General features: G+C 71.1%; 16 protein-coding genes and 3 tRNA genes. 4 read left to right on the forward strand and 15 right to left on the reverse strand.

Translation table 11 applies throughout. The features are described from left to right. Window positions 1-884, forward strand: an 884-nt coding sequence (locus VIM26_RS11385; RefSeq protein ID WP_331951214.1) for a hypothetical protein, incomplete at its 5' end; no start/stop codon positions are given. 17 nt (window positions 885-901) lie between these two features. Here the strand turns inward: VIM26_RS11385 and VIM26_RS11390 are convergent. The 3 genes from VIM26_RS11390 to VIM26_RS11400 all read right to left on the reverse strand — a co-directional run bounded on the left by VIM26_RS11390 (window position 902) and on the right by VIM26_RS11400 (window position 4,267). Further along, window positions 902-2,743, reverse strand: a complete 1,842-nt coding sequence (locus tag VIM26_RS11390; protein ID WP_331951216.1) for a hypothetical protein — start codon at window positions 2,741-2,743, stop codon at window positions 902-904. A gap of 306 nt (window positions 2,744-3,049) precedes the next feature. Then, window positions 3,050-3,415: a YciI family protein gene (locus VIM26_RS11395; RefSeq protein WP_331951218.1), complete on the reverse strand. Its 366-nt coding sequence runs from the start codon at window positions 3,413-3,415 to the stop codon at window positions 3,050-3,052. A gap of 258 nt (window positions 3,416-3,673) precedes the next feature. Continuing rightward, on the reverse strand, window positions 3,674-4,267 hold the full coding sequence (locus VIM26_RS11400; RefSeq protein WP_331951220.1) for an NUDIX domain-containing protein: 594 nt from the start codon (window positions 4,265-4,267) through the stop codon (window positions 3,674-3,676). Between the two features lie 207 nt (window positions 4,268-4,474). Between VIM26_RS11400 and VIM26_RS11405 the strand changes: the two genes are divergently transcribed. Further along, a complete protein-coding gene (locus VIM26_RS11405) occupies window positions 4,475-5,053 on the forward strand; it encodes a TIGR03086 family metal-binding protein (RefSeq protein WP_331951222.1) in 579 nt (192 codons plus the stop codon). A gap of 13 nt (window positions 5,054-5,066) precedes the next feature. Here VIM26_RS11405 and VIM26_RS11410 read toward each other — a convergent pair whose 3' ends face one another. From VIM26_RS11410 to VIM26_RS11440, 7 genes are all read right to left on the reverse strand, one after another. Beyond that, a complete protein-coding gene (locus VIM26_RS11410) occupies window positions 5,067-5,576 on the reverse strand; it encodes a GNAT family N-acetyltransferase (protein ID WP_331951224.1) in 510 nt (169 codons plus the stop codon). Window positions 5,577-5,704: 128 nt separating this feature from the next. Then, window positions 5,705-6,139: a MaoC family dehydratase gene (locus VIM26_RS11415; protein WP_331951226.1), complete on the reverse strand. Its 435-nt coding sequence runs from the start codon at window positions 6,137-6,139 to the stop codon at window positions 5,705-5,707. After that, entirely contained in the window at window positions 6,136-6,594 is a 459-nt protein-coding gene (locus VIM26_RS11420; RefSeq protein ID WP_331951228.1) for an FAS1-like dehydratase domain-containing protein, read from the reverse strand. The genes VIM26_RS11415 and VIM26_RS11420 overlap by 4 nt, the downstream gene beginning before the upstream one ends. A 30-nt stretch (window positions 6,595-6,624) precedes the next feature. Continuing rightward, window positions 6,625-6,795: a 50S ribosomal protein L33 gene (rpmG, locus tag VIM26_RS11425; protein ID WP_130102650.1), complete on the reverse strand. Its 171-nt coding sequence runs from the start codon at window positions 6,793-6,795 to the stop codon at window positions 6,625-6,627. A gap of 94 nt (window positions 6,796-6,889) precedes the next feature. Next, window positions 6,890-6,963 (reverse strand) — tRNA-Met (locus VIM26_RS11430). Between the two features lie 47 nt (window positions 6,964-7,010). Then, window positions 7,011-7,083 (reverse strand) — tRNA-Thr (locus VIM26_RS11435). 327 nt (window positions 7,084-7,410) lie between these two features. Further along, window positions 7,411-7,492 (reverse strand) — tRNA-Tyr (locus tag VIM26_RS11440). A gap of 141 nt (window positions 7,493-7,633) precedes the next feature. Between VIM26_RS11440 and VIM26_RS11445 the strand changes: the two genes are divergently transcribed. After that, on the forward strand, window positions 7,634-8,131 hold the full coding sequence (locus VIM26_RS11445) for a YajQ family cyclic di-GMP-binding protein (protein ID WP_331951230.1): 498 nt from the start codon (window positions 7,634-7,636) through the stop codon (window positions 8,129-8,131). A gap of 689 nt (window positions 8,132-8,820) precedes the next feature. Here VIM26_RS11445 and htpX read toward each other — a convergent pair. Continuing rightward, a complete protein-coding gene (htpX, locus tag VIM26_RS11450) occupies window positions 8,821-9,687 on the reverse strand; it encodes a zinc metalloprotease HtpX (protein WP_331951232.1) in 867 nt (288 codons plus the stop codon). A 581-nt stretch (window positions 9,688-10,268) separates the two neighbouring features. Then, entirely contained in the window at window positions 10,269-11,663 is a 1,395-nt protein-coding gene (locus VIM26_RS11455; RefSeq protein ID WP_331951234.1) for an FAD-dependent oxidoreductase, read from the reverse strand. A gap of 142 nt (window positions 11,664-11,805) precedes the next feature. On the opposite strand from VIM26_RS11455, the gene rarD reads away from it, so the two are divergent. Then, the gene (gene rarD / locus VIM26_RS11460; RefSeq protein ID WP_331951236.1) at window positions 11,806-12,783 is read left to right on the forward strand and encodes an EamA family transporter RarD; all 978 of its coding nucleotides are present in this window, start codon (window positions 11,806-11,808) and stop codon (window positions 12,781-12,783) included. Window positions 12,784-12,803: 20 nt separating this feature from the next. Here rarD and VIM26_RS11465 read toward each other — a convergent pair whose 3' ends face one another. From VIM26_RS11465 to VIM26_RS11475, 3 genes are read right to left on the reverse strand one after another with little or no spacing between them, the layout of a single operon-like run. Beyond that, entirely contained in the window at window positions 12,804-14,075 is a 1,272-nt protein-coding gene (locus VIM26_RS11465; RefSeq protein WP_331951238.1) for a S8 family serine peptidase, read from the reverse strand. Further along, window positions 14,072-15,397, reverse strand: coding sequence for a type VII secretion protein EccB (gene eccB / locus VIM26_RS11470; RefSeq protein ID WP_331951242.1), 1,326 nt, complete (start codon window positions 15,395-15,397; stop codon window positions 14,072-14,074). The genes VIM26_RS11465 and eccB overlap by 4 nt, the downstream gene beginning before the upstream one ends. Then, window positions 15,316-17,241 carry an Ig-like domain-containing protein gene (locus VIM26_RS11475; RefSeq protein ID WP_331951240.1) on the reverse strand — a complete coding sequence of 642 codons (1,926 nt, stop codon included), beginning with the start codon at window positions 17,239-17,241 and terminating at the stop codon, window positions 15,316-15,318. Before VIM26_RS11475 ends, eccB begins: the two co-directional genes overlap by 82 nt. Window positions 17,242-18,089: the final 848 nt, after the last annotated feature.

Raw genomic sequence — 18,089 nt, forward strand, 5'->3', positions numbered from 1 at the left:
CCGCCGAGCCGTTGCGGCTGCCGTGGTTGCGCGACGCCGGGACGGCGCCGCTGCTGGGCAGCGTGCTGATGTTCTTCTCGGTGGTGGACGCGTCGTCGGTGGTGGCGGTCGGCACCCTGTCCGGGATGTGCGCGCTGCTCGCGGGCGCGAGCCTGGCCGGTGCGCGCCGCGCGCCACGCTCACCGTGGATCCGGCCGGGCGCCGAGCTCGGCGCCCTGGCCGCCGCGGTGGCGATCGGGACGGGACTGGACTCGATGGCGAACGGGATGCTCCTGTTCCCGGGCACCGCGGCCGCGGCGGTGTGGCTCGCGGCCACCGGGGTCGCCTACCGGCAGGTCTGGATGCAGCTGCTGTCCCCCGTCGCGGCGTGCCTCTCGTGGATGGTGTTCGTCGCGAACGCCGTCGACGGCGGCCCCGAGTGGTACACGATCGCCATCGGGCTCGCGCTGCTCGTGATCGTGTCGCTGTGGCGCCGGGACCAGCGCGCGGTCGGCGGCGACCAGGCGAGCTCGCGCATCGTGGCGCTCGAGGTGGTGGGGGTCGCGTTCCTCGTCGGGGCGTCCTTCGTCGAGGCGCTCACCGTGTCGATCACGCACGCCCTCGGCGCGACCGCGCTCGGGGTGGGCGTGGCCGGCTGGGGTGCGCTCACCCGGGTACGACGACGCGTCGTGCTCGGCGCGCTCGTCGTGCTGTCGGCGATGGTCGTGCTCGTGGTCGTCCCGCTGGTTGCCCTGCTCCCCGCGTGGTCCGGCGCCGGCCTGTGGCTCCTGGTCGCCGCCGTCGGCCTGGTGGCCGTGCTGGCCGCGACCCTGCTCGAGAAGGGCAGGGCCGCGGTCCGCTCGACCCGGCACCGGCTCCGTGACGTCACGGACGGCTGGGAGTAGCGCCGGGATCGCTCAGCTCAGAGGTACGACAAGGGCGACGTGTTGCTGACCGAGTAGAGCTGGTTCCCGGTGACGTACTGGGCGAGCCACGCCCACGCGGCATTCATCGAGATCCACTGCTCCGGGTTGAGGTACTTGTCCTCCCCCACCGACTGGTACACCTGCCCGGTGCTGTCCCGGGCCTGCAGTGCCACCACCGCGCCGAGGTGCAGGTCCGCCCATGCCGCAGCGTTGGGCGTGACGGTCCCGTCGAGGTCGAACGAGGACACCATGACGTCGAACGCGGCCTTGTCCATCACCCGGGTCGACAGCCCGGCGGTGGACCAGTCGTTGCCCTCCGGGTAGTACAGGGCCGCCGAGCCGGGCTTGTAGATGGTGCCGCCCGGAGCGTCGTACGGGCCGCTCGCGAACACCACCTTGGACAGCGCCGCCCACACCGAACCGATGTTGCGCACCGCGGCAGCGGGCGTGGGCCGGTCGGACAGCGCGGACAGGATCCCGGACTGCAGGGTCAGTGTCGCGGCGGCCATGTAGTCGGGGTGGATCCGGCCGTGGTTCTCCAGCGTGCCGTCAGCGCTGACGTTCGACCCGGAGAGGTAGCCCGGCACCGGCTGCCCGTGCAGGACCCCCGTGCTCTTCAGGTCCGCCGGCTTGGCCCACGCGGCGGCATGGAACTCGATGACCCGCTGCGCCCACACGGGGGCGTGCGGGTGGTCGGGGAGCATCGCGACGGCGAGCTGCCAGATCATCGAGATCCACGCCATCTCCTCGGCCTTGGTGTCCCCCGGGTACACCTCGACCCCGGCGGCATCCTTCCAGAACTGCGGCTCGGTCATGATCGGCTGGTCCGCTTCGGCGACGACCATGCGGATCACGTTCTGGCGGTCCTGCTCAGCGAGGTGGTGCCACTGCAGCCACGCCGCCTGCCCGGCGAGGGCCGCCCACATGCCGGACTGCAGCTGGAAACCCCAGCCGTCCGGTTCGTTGGCGGCGTGCCGGTACGCGAGGGACGCAGCGAGACGCAGCGCCTTGACCCGGCCGAGCGCCTCCGACATGCCGATGGACGCGTCCCAGTACCCGGTGAACAGCAGCGAGGTGATCCCGAACGCGGCGCACGCGGCGGGTCGGATGCTGTGCTCGTTGACGCCCGTGAAGGTGCGGTACGGCTGCGCGTCCTGACCGGCCCAGTTCGTCGACCACCACTCACCCACGTTGTACTTCGTGTTGCCGCGCAGGATGCCGAGGAGCTTGCTGCCGACCGTGGTGGTCTCCGGCAGGGCGAGCCCCGCCGTCGTCACCCACGGGCGGGGCTGGCGCACCGCGGGGGCGAGCGGTGACGTGGTCAGGGTCATGCTGTGGAACGTCGCCGTGATCACCTCGGTCGCGGACGTCGCCGCGTACACGCCGAGGTGGGAGTAGGTCGAGTCCGCGACCGGCACGGGCCGCCCGACGATGGCCCACGTGACGCCGTCGAGCGAGTCGAAGCAGGTGTAGGTGCGCCCGTCGAACACGATCCGCTGCCACCACGTCGTCGGCAGCCCGGCGGCGCTGAGCTCGTTCCAGTCCGGGGCGAGCGAGCGCTGCATCGACTTGCGCTGGTACTGGGTTGCCCGGCGCAGCACGCTCGAGGCGCGCCCGATGCGGCCGGTGAAGATGTACTCCTTCGCGCTCGGGCTGGTCGCCGAGTACAAGATCAGACCGACCTTCTGCCCGGCGGCGGCGATGGGCGCGGTGATCTGCACGTCCACCGTCCAGGCCGCCCCGTCCGGGGTCTTGCGCAGGACGATGTTCTGGGAGGTGGCGGTCGCCCCGGCGATGTCGCCTGGCAGGGTGTCGATCTCGAGGGCGTCGTTCTGCACCCGCAGTCCGGTCGCGGTGGGCCGGACGATGCTCCACGCCGGGTCGAGGTCGGTGCCGGGGAACTCGTCCTACCAGGACGCGTTCGTGGTGGTGGTCGCGGTGTCGAACTGGAGATCAGAAGTCATGGTGTCCGATCGGATCGTGACGTGCGGGACGCCGCCGGTATCGAGGGCGATCGCGGGTGCGCTGCTGCCGCCGCCGACGTTGCGGGGGAGAGGTGGGCGGCAAGGACGTCGGCGCTCCAAGAGTGCACGACGCCGGCGGGGCGCAGGGCGCGAACGAGCAGGTCGGGGGCACCGAGCCCGTCAGTCGGGGCCGACGACGGCGCGGACCTGGATGGGCTGGCGGATCGGGACGCCGCCGGGACCGGGCGCGGCCGAGACCCGGGCCGCGATCTCGAGGGCGCGCTCCTCGTTCGCGACGTCGACGATCTGGTAACCGGCCAGGAACTCCTTGGACTCCGGGAAGGGTCCGTCCGTGATGACCGGCGGGGCCGCGCCGTCGGCGACGACGATCTTGGCCGTGTCGGGGCCGTCCAGGAACTGCAGTCCGACCAGCTCGCCGCGCTCGGTGAGCTCGCGGTTCAGCGCGTTCAGGGCGTCGAAGTGCGCCTGGCCTTCGCCCGGCGCCCACTCGCTCATGGGGGGCACGCCCTCGATCGGTCCGTACATCGTGAGCAGGATGTATTTGATGTCGTCCTCCTTCTGCGGGGCGCCCGGTGCCGGCGCGTGTCATGGGTAGGTCGCAGCGGGCCTGCGGTTCTCGACATCCTCGCCGAGATTCGCGGCGCGCCCTACGCTCGAGGAAGTGAAACGGCTTGGTCAACCAGATCATGCTCGACTTCCTCACCCGCGAACCGGTGCCGACCGTGGCCGCGATCCGGCGCACCAAGCCCGCCGAGGGCAGGCAGGCCCGGCGCCGGGCTCAGGTCAACCGGGCTCGACCGGCGTCCGGTGCGCGAGCTCGTCGAGGATTGTGCGCAGGCGCAGGGGAAAGTCCTCGGGCACGTCCGCCGGCAGCCGGTCGACGGCGAACCACGCGACCGCCTCGCTCTCCGCGCTGACGACGGGCACGGCCTCCGCGTCGGCGAACGCCACGAAGCCCACGTCCCAGTGCACCCGGCAGGTGCCGAACCTGCTGCCCAACGCGTGGCGGTGCACGTCGACCGGCGTGGCGCCGAACGGGCGAAGGTCGGCGATGCCGCCCTCCTCGCGGGCCTCCCGATAGGCGGCCGCGGCGACCGAGACGTCCGCGGGCTCCACGTGCCCGCCCAGCTGCACCCAGAACTGGCCCTTGCGGTGGAAGCACAGGAGCACCTGCGACAGGTCGCGGGTCAGTACGAAACAGCTTCCGGTCAGGTGCTCCGGGCCGCCGTCGCGGTCGAGCGCGGCCCCCTGTGCGTCGCGCACGAACTCCTCGTACTCGCCCTTGAGGCCCGCCTGGGCTGGCGCGAGAGGCGACCACGCCCGGAGCTGCTCGAGGATCTCGCGCGCAGGCGCCGGCAGCTGGGAGGTCGGGATCACCGCGTCAGCGTACTGACCCGCCGCGAACTGGGAGTTTTTGTCGTATTTCCGCCGGTCTGACGACAACAACTCCCAGTTCGACGATGATCGACGGCCGCGGGCGCCACGATGTCGAGGACTGGCGGTCTGCTCCGACCTGCGGGTGAACCGCCCGCCGGACGAGCCGTCCGACGTCGACCATCCTCGACCGATCACCAGGAGATGCTGATGCCCCTCCCCCACGACCTCGTCCCCACCGCTCGGGAGCTGGCGCGCCTGATCGCCGGAGTTAGCGACGACCAGCTCGCCGCACCGACGCCCTGCGACGGCAGCCTCAGCGACCTCCTCGACCATGTCCAGTTTCTCTGCGAGGCGTTCACCGCCGCCGCAACGAGGACGGACGGGCCCGGGAATCCTCCGCGAGTCGATCCCGGCGCGGCGCGCCTCGGCGAGGACTGGCAGACCCGCATCCCCGCCCAGGTGCTCGCACTCGCCGCGGCGTGGCGCGAGCCCGACGCCTGGGACGGGAACACCCACGCAGGTGGCAACGCGATCCCGGCGCAGGTCGCGGGCACGATCGCGCTGAACGAGCTCGTCATCCACGCGTGGGACCTGGCCCGCGCCAGCGGACAGTCGTTCCGCGGCGACCCGGCGGCGCTGACCGTGTCACTGGAGTTCCTGACGGCGATGTCCGCCACCGAACAGGAGCCCTTTCGCGCGGGGCGCTTCGGGCCGGTCGTCGACGTCCCGCAGGGAGCGAGCCTGCAGGACCGGGTGATCGGGCTGAGCGGGCGCGACCCGTCGTGATCGGTGCCCTGAGTCAGCCGTCGGCGGGGCGCTCCAGCAGCATCCGCATCTCGGGGTACGCCGCCGCGACGAATCCCGCCGACTCGTACATCCCGGCGCCCACGGCGCTCGCATTGAGATCGAGCATCCGCACCGGAGTCTCGGCGCGGAACCAGTCCAGCAGCGCGTCGAGGCAGTCACGTGCGTAGCCGTTGCGACGATGGGCCGGCTCCGTGCTGACGTTGAACACGTGCCCGTGAACCCCGCTCGCGTCGATGGGGCCGGGGGCTCGGGCATCGCAGCTGCCCAGGGCCACCGACACCACGCCGTCGCGGGGGTGCTCGACGACGAATCCGGCGAAGCCCTGCGGCCGCGCGAGCTGATCGGCGAACCACTGCCCCGCAGCGCCGCGCCACGGGGCGTCGGCGCCGCCGACGTCGGTGCCCATCGAGGACAGCATCAGCGCGCGCAGGTGCACCAGTGCGGACGCGTCCGCTGTGGTCGCTCGGCGAAGTCGGACGTCGGTCGAACCTGAGGTGCTCACGCGCACATCATCGCGGGTTGTGCGTGCAGGTCGGACCCACGGCCACGGCCATGGAAGTTCTCCGGCTGGGCGCTCATCACTGTGGCCGGCGCCGGACACGCGGACCTTGCGCGAAAAAGACTGACCGGCTACAGCCGGACGACAACCTGGGCCTTGCCCACGACGCGGACGCCGTTGCACGTCACGGTGAGGTCGACGCGTGCGGTGCCCGTCTCGACGTCGAGCGCGCCGATCGCGGCGGACACCTCGATCTCGGCGGAACCGGGATCGGGCACCGGGACGGGGCGCGTGAAGCGCACCTGGTAGTCGACGACGGCGCCGGGGTCGCCCGCCCAGTCGGCGACGAGGTTCACGGCCGCGCCCATGGTCCACATGCCGTGCGCGATGACGCCGGGCAGGCCGACCTCGGTCGCGAACCGGTCGTTCCAGTGGATGCGGTTGAAGTCGCCGCTCGCGCCGGCGTACCGGACCAGCCGCGAGCGGTCGACCTCGACCGTTCGGGTACCGATCGACTGGCCGACGGCGAGGTCCGCGAGGGCCGGGGAGGTCTGCTGCGCGCTCACTTGACGGCCACCTCGTCGCCGCGGACGGCGAGGGTGGACACGACGGTGGCGACGGGCAGACCGTCGTCGGCCGCGATCTCGGCGCGGGTGGTAATCATCGCCATCCCGGCCCGCTCGAGGATCCCGTCCACGTGCAGGACGGTCACCAGCCGCATCCCGGCGTGGATGGGGCGGTGATGCGTGAACCGCTCGTCGGCGTGCACCACGCGGGTGAAGTCGATGCCGGCGTCGGGATCCGCGAGCAGCTGCTGCTCCGCGCGCTGCGCGACGACAACGGCGAACGTCGGCGGCGCGATCACGTCCGGGTAGCCCAGGGACCGCGCGACGTCCGGGTCGCTGTGGGCGAGATGACTCGCACCCACAGCCTCCGCGAACTCTCGGATCTTCTCCCGACCGACCTCGTAGGCCGAGTTCGGCGGGTACTCACGACCTGCGTACGCGGTGTTGACCGGCATGGAGAGCCGCTCGCCTCGAGGGGCGAGCGGTCAGCGGGTCTCGCGGTGCTGGGTGTGCTTGCCGTCGCGCGGGCAGAACTTCGACAGCTCGAGGCGGTCGGGGTTGTTGCGACGGTTCTTCTTGGTGATGTAGTTCCGCTCCTTGCACTCCACGCAGGCGAGGGTGATCTTGGGGCGGACGTCCGAGCTCTTGCTGGCCACTTCGCGACTTCCTTCACATCAACGCGCCGCTCACGCGGCGCTCGTCGTCGTACTGCTGCGCGCCGCCGGCTGGCGCGCGAGCTTCGAACCTCGGTAGCGGGAGCGGGACTCGAACCCGCGACACCACGATTATGAGCCGTGTGCTCTAACCACCTGAGCTACCCCGCCGCAAGGACGGGCCGGCGCAATCGCGTCAGCCCGAACTCCACGAACAGAGCCCCGAAAGGGAATCGAACCCTTGACCTTCTCCTTACCATGGAGATGCTCTACCGTCTGAGCTATCGGGGCAGCGCGACCAAAGGTTACACGCCCGAAGGCGTGCCCGCGAAATCGCACCCGCTGCGTGAGCCAAGCACCTCTGGATCGTGCGGATCCAGGGGAACCGAGGCTCGGTACACCGTTGGGAGCACCCTACCGCCGTCGAGCCCCGGCTCACGTCCCACCGGACCGATCGAGGCCCTACCGAGGCGCGACCGAGGCCCGGCTCACGCCCGATGCGAGCAGAAAGCCGTAACGTCCGAGCGTTGACGTCCTATAGGACGTCAACGCTCGGACGTTACGAACTCTCTGGGGGTACACGAACGGGGCGTCCTCGATGAGGACGCCCCGTCTCGGTGGCGGGTGAGGGATTCGAACCCCCGTAGGCGTTGCCAGCTGATTTACAGTCAGCCCCCTTTGGCCACTCGGGTAACCCGCCCTGGCCGTCTCGCTGCACTCCGAGGAGCACACCGAGGTGGTGCGGATGGAAGGATAGCAACTCCCGGGGCGGTCCCTTGCACCGACCGCCCAACCGCGCCGCGCGAACACCGCGCCGCCACCCGCGAGCACTGGAGGAACCATGGCGAACGACTCCTCGTTCGACGTCGTCAGCAAGGTCGATCGGCAAGAGGTCGACAACGCCCTGAACCAGGCCGCGAAGGAGGTCTCCCAGCGCTACGACTTCAAAAACGTCGGCGCCTCGATCACCTGGAGCGGAGAGTCGATCGTGATGGTCGCCAACTCCGCCGAGCGCGTGCTCGCGATCCTCGACGTCTTCGAGACCAAGCTGATCCGCCGCGGCATCTCGCTCAAGTCGCTCGACACCGGCGAGAAGGAACCGCACCTGTCGGGCAAGGAGTACCGCCTCGAGGCCACCATCAAGGAGGGCCTGAGCAGCGAGAACGCCAAGAAGATCGGCAAGATCATCCGCGACGACGGCCCCAAGGGCGTCAAGGCGCAGATCACCGGCGACGAGCTGCGGGTCTCGGCCAAGAGCCGCGACGACCTGCAGAACGTGATCGCCGTGCTCAAGGCCGCAGACCTGGACGTCGCGCTGCAGTTCGTGAACTACCGCTGAGGCGCGCCGGCACGTGCTGTCGTTCGTGCGGCTCGGCGCAACGTTCGCAACGACGGCCGGCAGGTTCGCGACGGCGCCCGGCAGGCTCGCGACGGCACCGGCAGGCTCGCGACGGCGCTCAGTGCAGCGCTCAGTGCAGCCAACGCGCGCTCTGGGTGCACTTTGGCTGCACAGAGGGCTGCACTGACGTCCGATTGTGAGTTCACGCACATATGATCGGGCGCGGAGTCAGAGTGTCGCGATTTCGGCATGCGCTGCGACACCGCGAGGTGTTCCGGCCTGGGTTGAATCGCTGGTTGCATCCGATGTGCACCCCCCCCCCCCAGCGCAACTTCGCTGCAACCAGCGCCACAACCGCAGCCCTGGGCGCACTTGCGCTGCACCGGGCACCGCAGCCGCCGAGCGTCGCGCCGCGTCGAGCGTCGGCGCTGCAGATGAGCGCATTGCGGCCAGGCGTCGGCGTTGCAGCCGGGCGTCGGCATTGCAGCCAGGCGTCGGCATTTGCAGCCGGGCGTCGGCATTGCAGCCGGGCGTCGGCGTTGCAGCCAGGCGTCGGCATTGCAGCCGAACGCATTGCAGCCGAACGCATTGCAGCCGAACGTCGGCGTTGCAGCCGAGCCCGGCGTCGCGGCCGAGCGCGTCGCGAGTCGGGCCCAGCACCTCAACCTCACGTGAGGCACGACCTCGGGTCAGTACGGCGGGGTGCCGGCCATCTTCTGCAGGCGCAGGATGCGCTCGGCCATCGGCGGGTGGGTGGCGAAGAGACGGCCGCCACCGCCGCGGAACGGGTTCGCGATCATCAGGTGCGAGACGTCGACGAGGTCGCGGTCCTGGGGCAGCGGGGCCCGCTGCGTGCCGGTCTCGAGCTTCTGCAGCGCCGAGGCGAGCGCGAGCGGGTCGCCGGTCAGCCGCGAACCGTCCTCGTCGGCGTCGAACTCGCGCGTGCGGCTGATCGCCAGCTGGATGAGCATCGCGGCGATCGGCGACAGGATCGCCAGCGCGATCGCCGCGATCGGGTTGCCGCCGCGCTCGCGGTCGCCCCCGCCGAAGAACATCAGGAACTGCGCGAAGGACGTGATCAGCCCCGAGACGGCCGCGGCGACCGACGACGTGAGGATGTCCCGGTTGTAGACGTGCATGAGCTCGTGACCCAGGACCCCGCGCAGCTCACGCTCGTTGAGCAGCTGCAGGATCCCCTCGGTGCAGCACACGGCGGCGTTGCGGGGGTTGCGACCCGTCGCGAACGCGTTCGGCGCCGCCGTCGGGGAGACGTAGAGCCTGGGCATGGGCTGCAGGGCGGCCGTCGACAGCTCCCGGACGATCCTGTACATCGTCGGCTGCTCGAGCTCGCTCACGGGCCGCGCTCGCATCGCGCGGATCGCGATCTTGTCGGAGTTCCAGTACCCGTAGGCGGTGCCGAGCACCCCGATGCCCGCGAACACGAAGAAGAAGCTCTGGTTGCCACGGCCCACGAGCGCGTAGATGACGAGCAGAACCGCCCACATCGCACCGAAAAGTGCGGCGGTCTTCAACCCGTTGTAGTGCCTGTGACCCATCGTCGTGTTGCCTTCCGAGCAGTGGTGGTCCTGCCCGCACAACGCATGCGGGGTGCGGGGCGTTCCCCCTATCCTGAGCGCCCCAGCGTCTTCCTGCCGCCTCGACGAACCTCCGGAGCCCCGCTGCGCACCAACCGCGTTCCTGCCCTGGCTGCTGCGAGCACCCTGGTGCTCGTGGCGTGCGCCCCGGTGGAGGACACCGGGCGGTCGTCGTCGCCCACCACGGCCGGGGTGCTGGCGACGCTCACGCCGGGCGTGCTGACCGTCGGCACGTGATCAGCCAGCAGCGAGCAAGGGCCTCGACTTCTCGTCCGGCTACTACGACAAGGTGCAGGCGGTCGTGACCCTCGAGGACACCCGGCGGCTGGCTCCCAAGCTCACGGGCGCGAAGTTCGGCGCCATCGTCGGCACCACCCGCCTGCAGGTCGCGCAGGACGTCATCAGGCCAGCGGTGCCCGTCTCCCCGTTCAATCATCCCCAGCGCCCGCCAGAGACCGCGCAACGACTGACAACTCCAGGTACAGCAAAGCTGTCAGGCGCAGCGCGGACCAGGGGCCGCGCCGCGGCTGACAACTCGGGGGTCAGACGGTGGTGGCGGCCTGCTCGCCGCGGGCGATCGCGGTCATCTCGTCGCGCGGGACGACCTTGACGCGGATCCGGCCCTCGGCCTCGCCGAGCGCCTTCTCGTGCGCGTCGAGCACCTCCCAGCCGGACCACTCCACGACGGGGACCCCGCGGCTCGTGAGGAAGTCCGTCACGGCCGCCGGGGACGGCTCGGTCGCGGTGTGCAGCGCCGTGCCGTCCTGCTCGGCCGCGTCCTCGACGAGGTGGCGGATGGTCTCGGACGCGTCGGACTTGGTGTGCCCGATCAGGCCGATCGGCCCGCGCTTGATCCACCCGGTCGCGTAGACGCCCGGCAGCTGCTCGCCGTCGACATCGACGACCCGACCCTCGCGGTTCGGGATGACGCCGAGCAGGTCGTCGAACGGGATGTCGACGAGCGGCGAGCCGAAGTAGCCGACCGCGCGGTAGACGGCCTGAAGCGGCCAGTCGTGGAACTCCCCCGTGCCGGACGCCGTGCCGTCGCCGTTCAGCGCGGTGCGTTCGGTCCGCAGCCCGACGACGTGGCCGCCCTCGCCGAGCACCTCGGCCGGCCGGTGCAGGAAGTGCACGTGGATGCGCCGGGACGCCTTCATCTCGGACGGCTCGTTCAGCGTCCAGTCAGTGAGGGTCTTGACGACCTGCTTGGTCTGGTTCGAGGAGTGGATGGCGGCCATCGACCCCTCGTCGAAGTCGAAGTCCTCGGGGTAGACGACCACGTCGACGTCGGGCACCTTGCCCATCTCGCGCAGCTCGAGCGAGGAGAACTTGACCTGGGCCGGGCCGCGGCGGGCGAAGATGTGCACGTCCGTGATCGGCGAGGCCGCGAGCAGGTCGTAGACGTTCGCCGGGATCTCGGTCGGCAGCAGGTCGTCGGCGTGCTTGGCGAGGATCCGGGCGACGTCGAGCGCGACGTTCCCGGCGCCGAGCACGGCCACCTCGCGCGCCTCGAGCGGCCACGTACGCGGCACGTCAGGGTGCCCGTCGTACCAGGACACGAAGTCGGCCGCGCCGTAGGACTCGGGCAGGTCGATCCCGGGGATCGCGAGGGACGCATCCCGGATCGAGCCGGTCGAGAAGATCACCGCGTCGTAGAACTGGCGCAGGTCCTCGAGCTTGAGGTCGACGCCGTACTCCACGTTGGCCAGCAGCCGGATGTCGCCGCGCTCGAGCACCTTGTGCAGCGCGACGATGATCTGCTTGATCCGGGGGTGGTCGGGCGCGACGCCGTAGCGCACGAGTCCGAAGGGCGCCGGCAGGCGTTCGAGGAGGTCGATGCTGACGTCGAGGCCGGACTTGGACAGGATGTCGGAGGCGTAGATGCCGGCGGGGCCCGCGCCAACCACGGCGACGCGCAAGGATCGGTTGCTGCTCACGAGACGGTGGTGCCTTCCAGATCGGGTGCCTGACAGACCGGCGCGCACCGCGAAGGATGCGCGCATGGCTGGTGAGAAAGTGTACGGCGAGAGGCATGGACGCCGCCTTCTGGCCTCAACCCGTGGACGGTAGATTCAGCGGGTGACACCCCAGCAGCCTCCCGTGCGGACCCCCGACCGGGCTCCGACGGCCCCCGCGACCCGCGCGGACCCCGGTCGCTCGGGCCTCGCGCTCGGCGCGGGCGCGTACCTGCTGTGGGGCACGTTGCCGCTGTACTTCCCGCTGCTCGCGCCCGCGGGCGCCGTCGAGATCATCGGGCACCGGGTGATCTGGTCGCTCGGGTTCTTCCTGCTGCTGCTCACGGTGACCAGGGGCTGGGGCCCGTTCCGGACCGCGCTGACCACGCGCCGCACGCTCGGCCTGCTCTCCCTGGCGGCGGCCCTGGTGGCCCTGAACTGGACCGTGTACGTGTACGGCGTGCTCACCGATCAGGTCGTCGACGCCGCGCTCGGGTACTTCATCAACCCGCTGGTGACGGTGCTGCTCGCGGTCTTCGTGCTCGGCGAGCGGCTGCGCCCGGCGCAGTGGGTCGCGCTCGGGGTGGGGACCGGCGCCGTCGTCGTCATCACGGTGGGCTACGGCAAGCTGCCGTGGATCGCGCTCACGCTCGCGTTCAGCTTCGCGCTGTACGGCCTGATCAAGAACCGCGTCGGGCGCACTGTGCCGGCCGTGGCGGGGCTCGCGGTGGAGACGACGGTGCTGTTTCCCGTGGCGCTGGGCTACCTGGTCTGGCTCGGTGCGAACGGCACCGGCAGCTTCCTGGCGCATGGGCCGTGGCACGTGGCGCTGCTGGTCTCCGCGGGCATCGTGACCGGCGTCCCGCTGCTGATGTTCAGCGGCGCCGCCCGTCGCCTGCCGCTGTCGGTGGTCGGGATGCTGCAATACATCACGCCGACCATGCAGTTCCTGCTCGGGGTGCTCATCCTGCACGAGCAGATGGCGGCGGCCCGGTGGTGGGGTTTCGCGCTGGTGTGGGTCGCGCTGCTCATCCTGTCGGCCGACGGCGTCCGCGCGGGCCGGGCCGGCGCGCTCGCCCGGAGGGCGCAGGCCGCGCGCTGACTCCTCGGGCGGGTGTCCGCTCAGCTACGCCGACGCCGTCGTGCCGTCAGCCGCGAGGCGATCAACGCTCCCAGGAGCACGACTCCCCCGGCGAGCACCCACCACGAGGCGATCGCCCGGGTGGCCGCGAGCGGGTCCACCCGAGGCCCGAACTTGAGCGTCTGGGCGGGCCCCGGCGACTGCTCCGGGGCGCGGTGCATGGGGCTCGGGGGTCCGGGTGCCGTTCCGTCGTCGACGAACGCCAGGGCATCGTAGGGCCGGATCACGCCCCAGCCGGCCATGTCGTCCCGGGTGCCGGGGCTCTGCCGGGACGCGGTGGCCTCGAGCCGGTATGCCCACTGCGCAGGGGACTCGGACTTGTAGCGCGACGCGACGAGCGCGGCCGCGGCGCTCGCGTACGCCGTCGCGAAGCTCGTCGAGGCCTCGGCGCCGAGCATGCAGTCGCCGGCCGCGTGGAATGCCGTGAGCACGTTGGTCCCGGGCGCCGCGACGTCCACGTGCGCACCGTGGATCGAGTCCTCGGTGGCGTTGTCGTGGTCGTCGACCGCGGTGACCGAGAGCACCCCGGGGTAGGCGGCCGGGTAGCGCGGGGAGTCGGTGGTGTCCTCGGACGTGAGCCGGTTGCCGGCGCTGGCCACGACCAGGCGTCGAGCCGCGGTCGCATCGTGGACGGCCTTCGCGAGCACCGGGTCGTCGGTCGTACTGCTGGCCGAGACGTTGATGATCGTGGCGCCCTGCGCGACGGCGTAGTCGATGCCCGCGGCGATCCGCGCGGTGTTCGGTCGCAGTGAGGACTCGGCGCCGTCGGCGTCGGTGTAGAAGATCCGCACCGGGAGGATGGTCGCGTTCTTCGCCAGGCCGATGACGCCGGACCCGGACACGAACCGGGCGGCGATCTCCCCGGCGACCGCGGTGCCGTGGCCGGTGTTGTCGGTGCGGCCGTCCGTCCCGTCAGCGGCGATGAGGTCCGCGCCCGGGAGCACGGCCGAGCTCGGAAGGTGGGCGTTGCCCCGATCGACCCCCGAGTCGACGACGGCGACCACGACGTGAGAACCCGTCGACAGCCCCCACGCAGCCTCGGCACCGAGCCGGGCGAGCGCGGGCGGCGTGGCGGTGACGTTGTGCGTGCTACCCGCCTCGCACTTGACGCCGTCGGCACTCGCCGTCGGCGCGCTGGCGACGCCGGTCACAAGTCCCAGGCCGACGCCGCCGACGACGACCGCGAGCGCGGCCCCCAGCCCTTTGGTCAGCCGGCCGCGGGTCGCCGGCTCGGTGCGCGCCCGGAGCGTCATGAACCGGCGGGGACCTGGGGCGCCCTGGCGCCCTTGACCGTGAGGGCCGGTCCCGACCGGAAGAGGTAGAGCCATTTCTGCGGGACTCGCGTGACGAGCCTGGCGCTGTAGCCCAATCGGCCGAGGATCTCCGAGCTCGCGTGCGGCACGGGGAACGCGGTCCCGGTGCCGTCGATGAGCTGGACCGGTCCGTCGGACCCCGGACCGCTGGTCGCGCGCACGAGGGCACCGCGTGACGGATCGATCCGGACGGCACTGGTCGCGGGCACCGAGACATCGGGGCTGAAGGTCAGATGCACGCGGGGCTCGACCCCGGATCCGGCGGACAGGACCGCGCACGAGCTCTCGCCGACGGGCGAGGGCACCGGATTGACGGTCGGCCAGTTGCGCGGCGCAGCCGGGGCGCTGGCCGTGGCCATCTGGTTGATCTCGGCCGGGGAGACCGGGATATCCGCACTTCGCTTGCCCTTGTCGAGCCGGTAGAGCCCATCGGCGAAGGGCGTCAGCTCGGCGAGCTGGCCCGCCCCGTTGACGACGTACTTCTTGAAGCCGCCGCCGGACACGGACAGCACCGAGCCGACCACCGCGCCGCGCGGGACCGCGCCCGCGACGTCGGCGGGGACCTGCTTCCCGGTATCCGGCATCCCGAAGGTCAGGTCGTTGCCGGGCGGGAAGAGGTTGAGCCAGAGGCCGGAGACTTTCACCGGCTGTGGGTTCTCGGGCTGGATTGCGCGCCGCGTCGCGTCGTACAGCCCGTCCGGGTACTTGTACTGCCTGCCACCGGTGATCAGGTAGTGGTTGCCCGCGTTCTCGACCAGCAGACCCTGTCCGGGGTCGGTGCTTGTGGTGGATGTCTCGGCCGTCGCGGTGGCTCTGCGAACGGCCGGGCTGTCGGCGGAGAGCACGGTGGCGATGGCGCCGCCCGACGCGGTGCACGCGAGCCAGCCGGTACTGATGAGCCGATCCTTGGCGGGCAGCGTGTCGGGTGCGCCGACGATGCCGACCGTCTCCCCGCGCTTCACGTCCGCGAGCTTGTCCTCGCCGACCACCAGGTACGGGTCCTTGGTGGCCGCCGGGATGAGCAGGCGCGCGCTCGCGACGTTCAGCACGGGATACAGCACCCCGCCCAGGGTGACGTACCTCGACCCGGTGTCCTTGGCGAGCACGATCTTGTTCTGGTCCCACCCGTCGGGCAGTCCCGGGCTGATCGCGCCGAAGGCGAGGCTGCCGAGCACCACCATCACGGTGAGCGCCACCCCGCTGACGACGGCTCGCATCGGCTTGGTGGGTTCGAGCTCGCGACCGCCGGGTGCGCCGGACACGAACGCGGTGAGCAGCCGTCGACGGCTGAAGCTCTGAGACTCGGCCAGGTCCTTCTTGGATGCCACCTGGCCCTCAGACCAGCCCGGCCGCGGCGGCGCCCAGCGGCAGCAGCATCGCCAAGCAGATGAGCTCGAAGCCGTCCGCGAGGCGGCCCATCGCGACGCGCTGCCGCGGCGCGACCAGGCTCAGGCCGATCACGCCGGCCGCCGCGACTCCGGCCACGAGGGCCAGTCCGGGGCGCCACTGCGGATGAGCCGCGGCCGCGAGCACACCGGTGACGGTCAGCCCGAGGATCCCCGCGCACATGACCACGAGCACGTCCCTGCGCGAATACGTCTGTCGCACGCTCAGCAGCATCCCGACGAACGCCGCCGCTACGAGCAACGTCCCGGGCACGCCGGTGTCGACGACCGCCGACGTCGCGACGATGGTGAAGACGCGGTCCAGCTCGCCCTGCCCGAGAACGCCTCGGGTGCCTCGTCGTTCGACTACCAGGCCGGGCGCCGCCGTAGATCGACTGGAGCTTGCCCAGGCCCGGCTTGGACTTGGACACGTCCGCGACCAGCACGTCACCGTCGGGGTCGGTGTCGTTGTCGAGCAGCTTGAGGATCGTGGTCCGGCCGGGGCGCACGCCCAGCTCGTCGTCGGTCGCGATCGGCGGGCGGTTCGGCTTGTCGCGGTCCTTGATCGGGTCCTTGGTGGCCTCGGGGGTCGCGTCGGGCTTCTTCTGGTCATCCTGCGACGGGAGCACGTCCGACCAGTCGTCGAAGAGTTCGAAGTCCTTGTCCGCGAGCCAGATGGAGCCCGTGGTGAGCTCGTTGAGCACGACGACGTCGCGGTTGACGCGGTACTCCAGCTTCGCCCCGGCGACCGTGAGCCCGAGCGACCGGACGGCGTCGTCCTTCGTGCCCGCGCAGTCCCGCGCGACCGTCCCGGAGGTCCAGGCGCCGTACGCGCAACCGCCTCGGAAGACGGGCGCCACGGGGACCCCGCTCGCCTTGGCGCCCAGGCGATGCGCGGTCGAGCCGTCGAGCGGCTGGGAGAGGAGCGAGTCCCTGTCGGCGAGCACGACGGAGTCGGCGTCCGGGCCGGGCTGCTGCAGCGCGACGTCCACGGCGCCCGCAACGTCGGCCGTCTTGCCGTTGGGGAGGAACAGGCGCTTACCCGGGCGGTCCAGCACGACGGCGTTCTCGCCGACCGCGGTGATCGCGAGCCCGTCGGCGTTGGGCGAGGCGACGTCGAGCGTGTCCTTGGTGACCTCATCGGGTCCCCCGCGCTCGGTCGTGGTGACCGTGACCAGCTTGTCCCCGCCCGCGGCGTGCACCGTTCCGTCGGTGCCGACCGCGAGCACCGCGCCCCCGGCGAGCTTGGCGACCGGCTGCGTCGTCTTGGACGAGAACGACCCGACGCCCTCGACCGGCAGCACCCACAGCGACCCGCTCGCGGGGTCCAGGATGGCGACCGTCTGAGCCCCGAGGCCCACCTCGGCGCCCGCGGGCAGCTTCGCGCTGCCGGTGAGCTCGAGCCCGGCCACGTCGACCGGACTGATCGTGCCGGCCGCGGTGTCGTGCACCAGCACGACGCCGGCCTGCTGCAGCACGTCGATCGAGGACGTGCCGGCGGTCACGGCGCCGTCGAGCACCTCGGCCTCATGGTTGAAGCGGCCCACCAGGTTGTCCTGGGAGCGGGTGACCCAGACCCCGGAGTCGTTCAGCGCGACATCGGTGGTCGCGAGGCCCGGGTTGGTCAGGGCGAGACCGACGATGGCGGTCGAGAAGAGGGTGACCGTGCTGACGGACGCGACCGTGCGGCGTCGAGCAGTGAAGCGGGCGAAGAATTTCACGCCCGCCCCTTCTGAAACGAAACATCGACAATCGGCCAAAGCGATCCTAGACGCCCGACGCCGCAGGTCAGCACCCCCGCCAGCCCAGATATCCCCGCCGAGAAGTCGATTTCCGCCCGTCAAATCTGCCCTTAATGGGCGAAAATCGACTTCTCGACGGAGATCCGGGGGTAGGTCGTGGCCGACGACGGCGGGGAAACCTCGGGATGCGCGCTCAGCGGCGTGGATGTCCGCACTGTGGCGCGCGTCGGTGCCGGTGTCAGGACTGGCGCCGAGTTCGTCGTTTGAGTTCGAGCACGCCTGTTTCGCCCGACGAACTCGAGCGCGACTGCGCGAGAGGGCGGTTTTGGGAAGGATGTGTGCGCGGGGCGCACCGAATCTTCCGAATCCTGAGCTCTCGGAGCCCGGTCGGTCCGGACCGCGGTCCGTGCGGCCGGGTCGGGCCGTTGCGGCCGGATTGGGCCGGTGGGGCCGGCCTGGTGCGCGGGCCGGATTGGGCGGAGCGGGCAGCCGGGGACCGGTTTTGGGAAGGATGTGTTCGTGGGACGGACCGATTCTTCCGAATCCTGAGTTGTCGGGGCCGGTCGCGCGCGGCCGCCGGGTGACGGCGATCAGGTTTGGGAAGGATGTGTGCGCGGGGCGCACCGATTCTTCCGAATCCTGAGTTGTCGGGGCACGGTCGGGTCGGGCCCGGCCGACCGGCCGAGAGTGGCCGGCGGGTCGAGCTGGTCCGGCGCGGGCGGAGCACATCGGTTTTGGGAAGGATGTGTGCGCTTGGCGCACCGAATCTTCCGGAACTTGGCCTGTCGGTGAAATCTCGCGGGTGGAGAGGGTTCGGCGGGGCGGGG

The organism is Pengzhenrongella sp., assembly GCF_036565025.1.
In the GTDB taxonomy this organism is placed as follows: Bacteria; Actinomycetota; Actinomycetes; order Actinomycetales; family Cellulomonadaceae; genus Pengzhenrongella.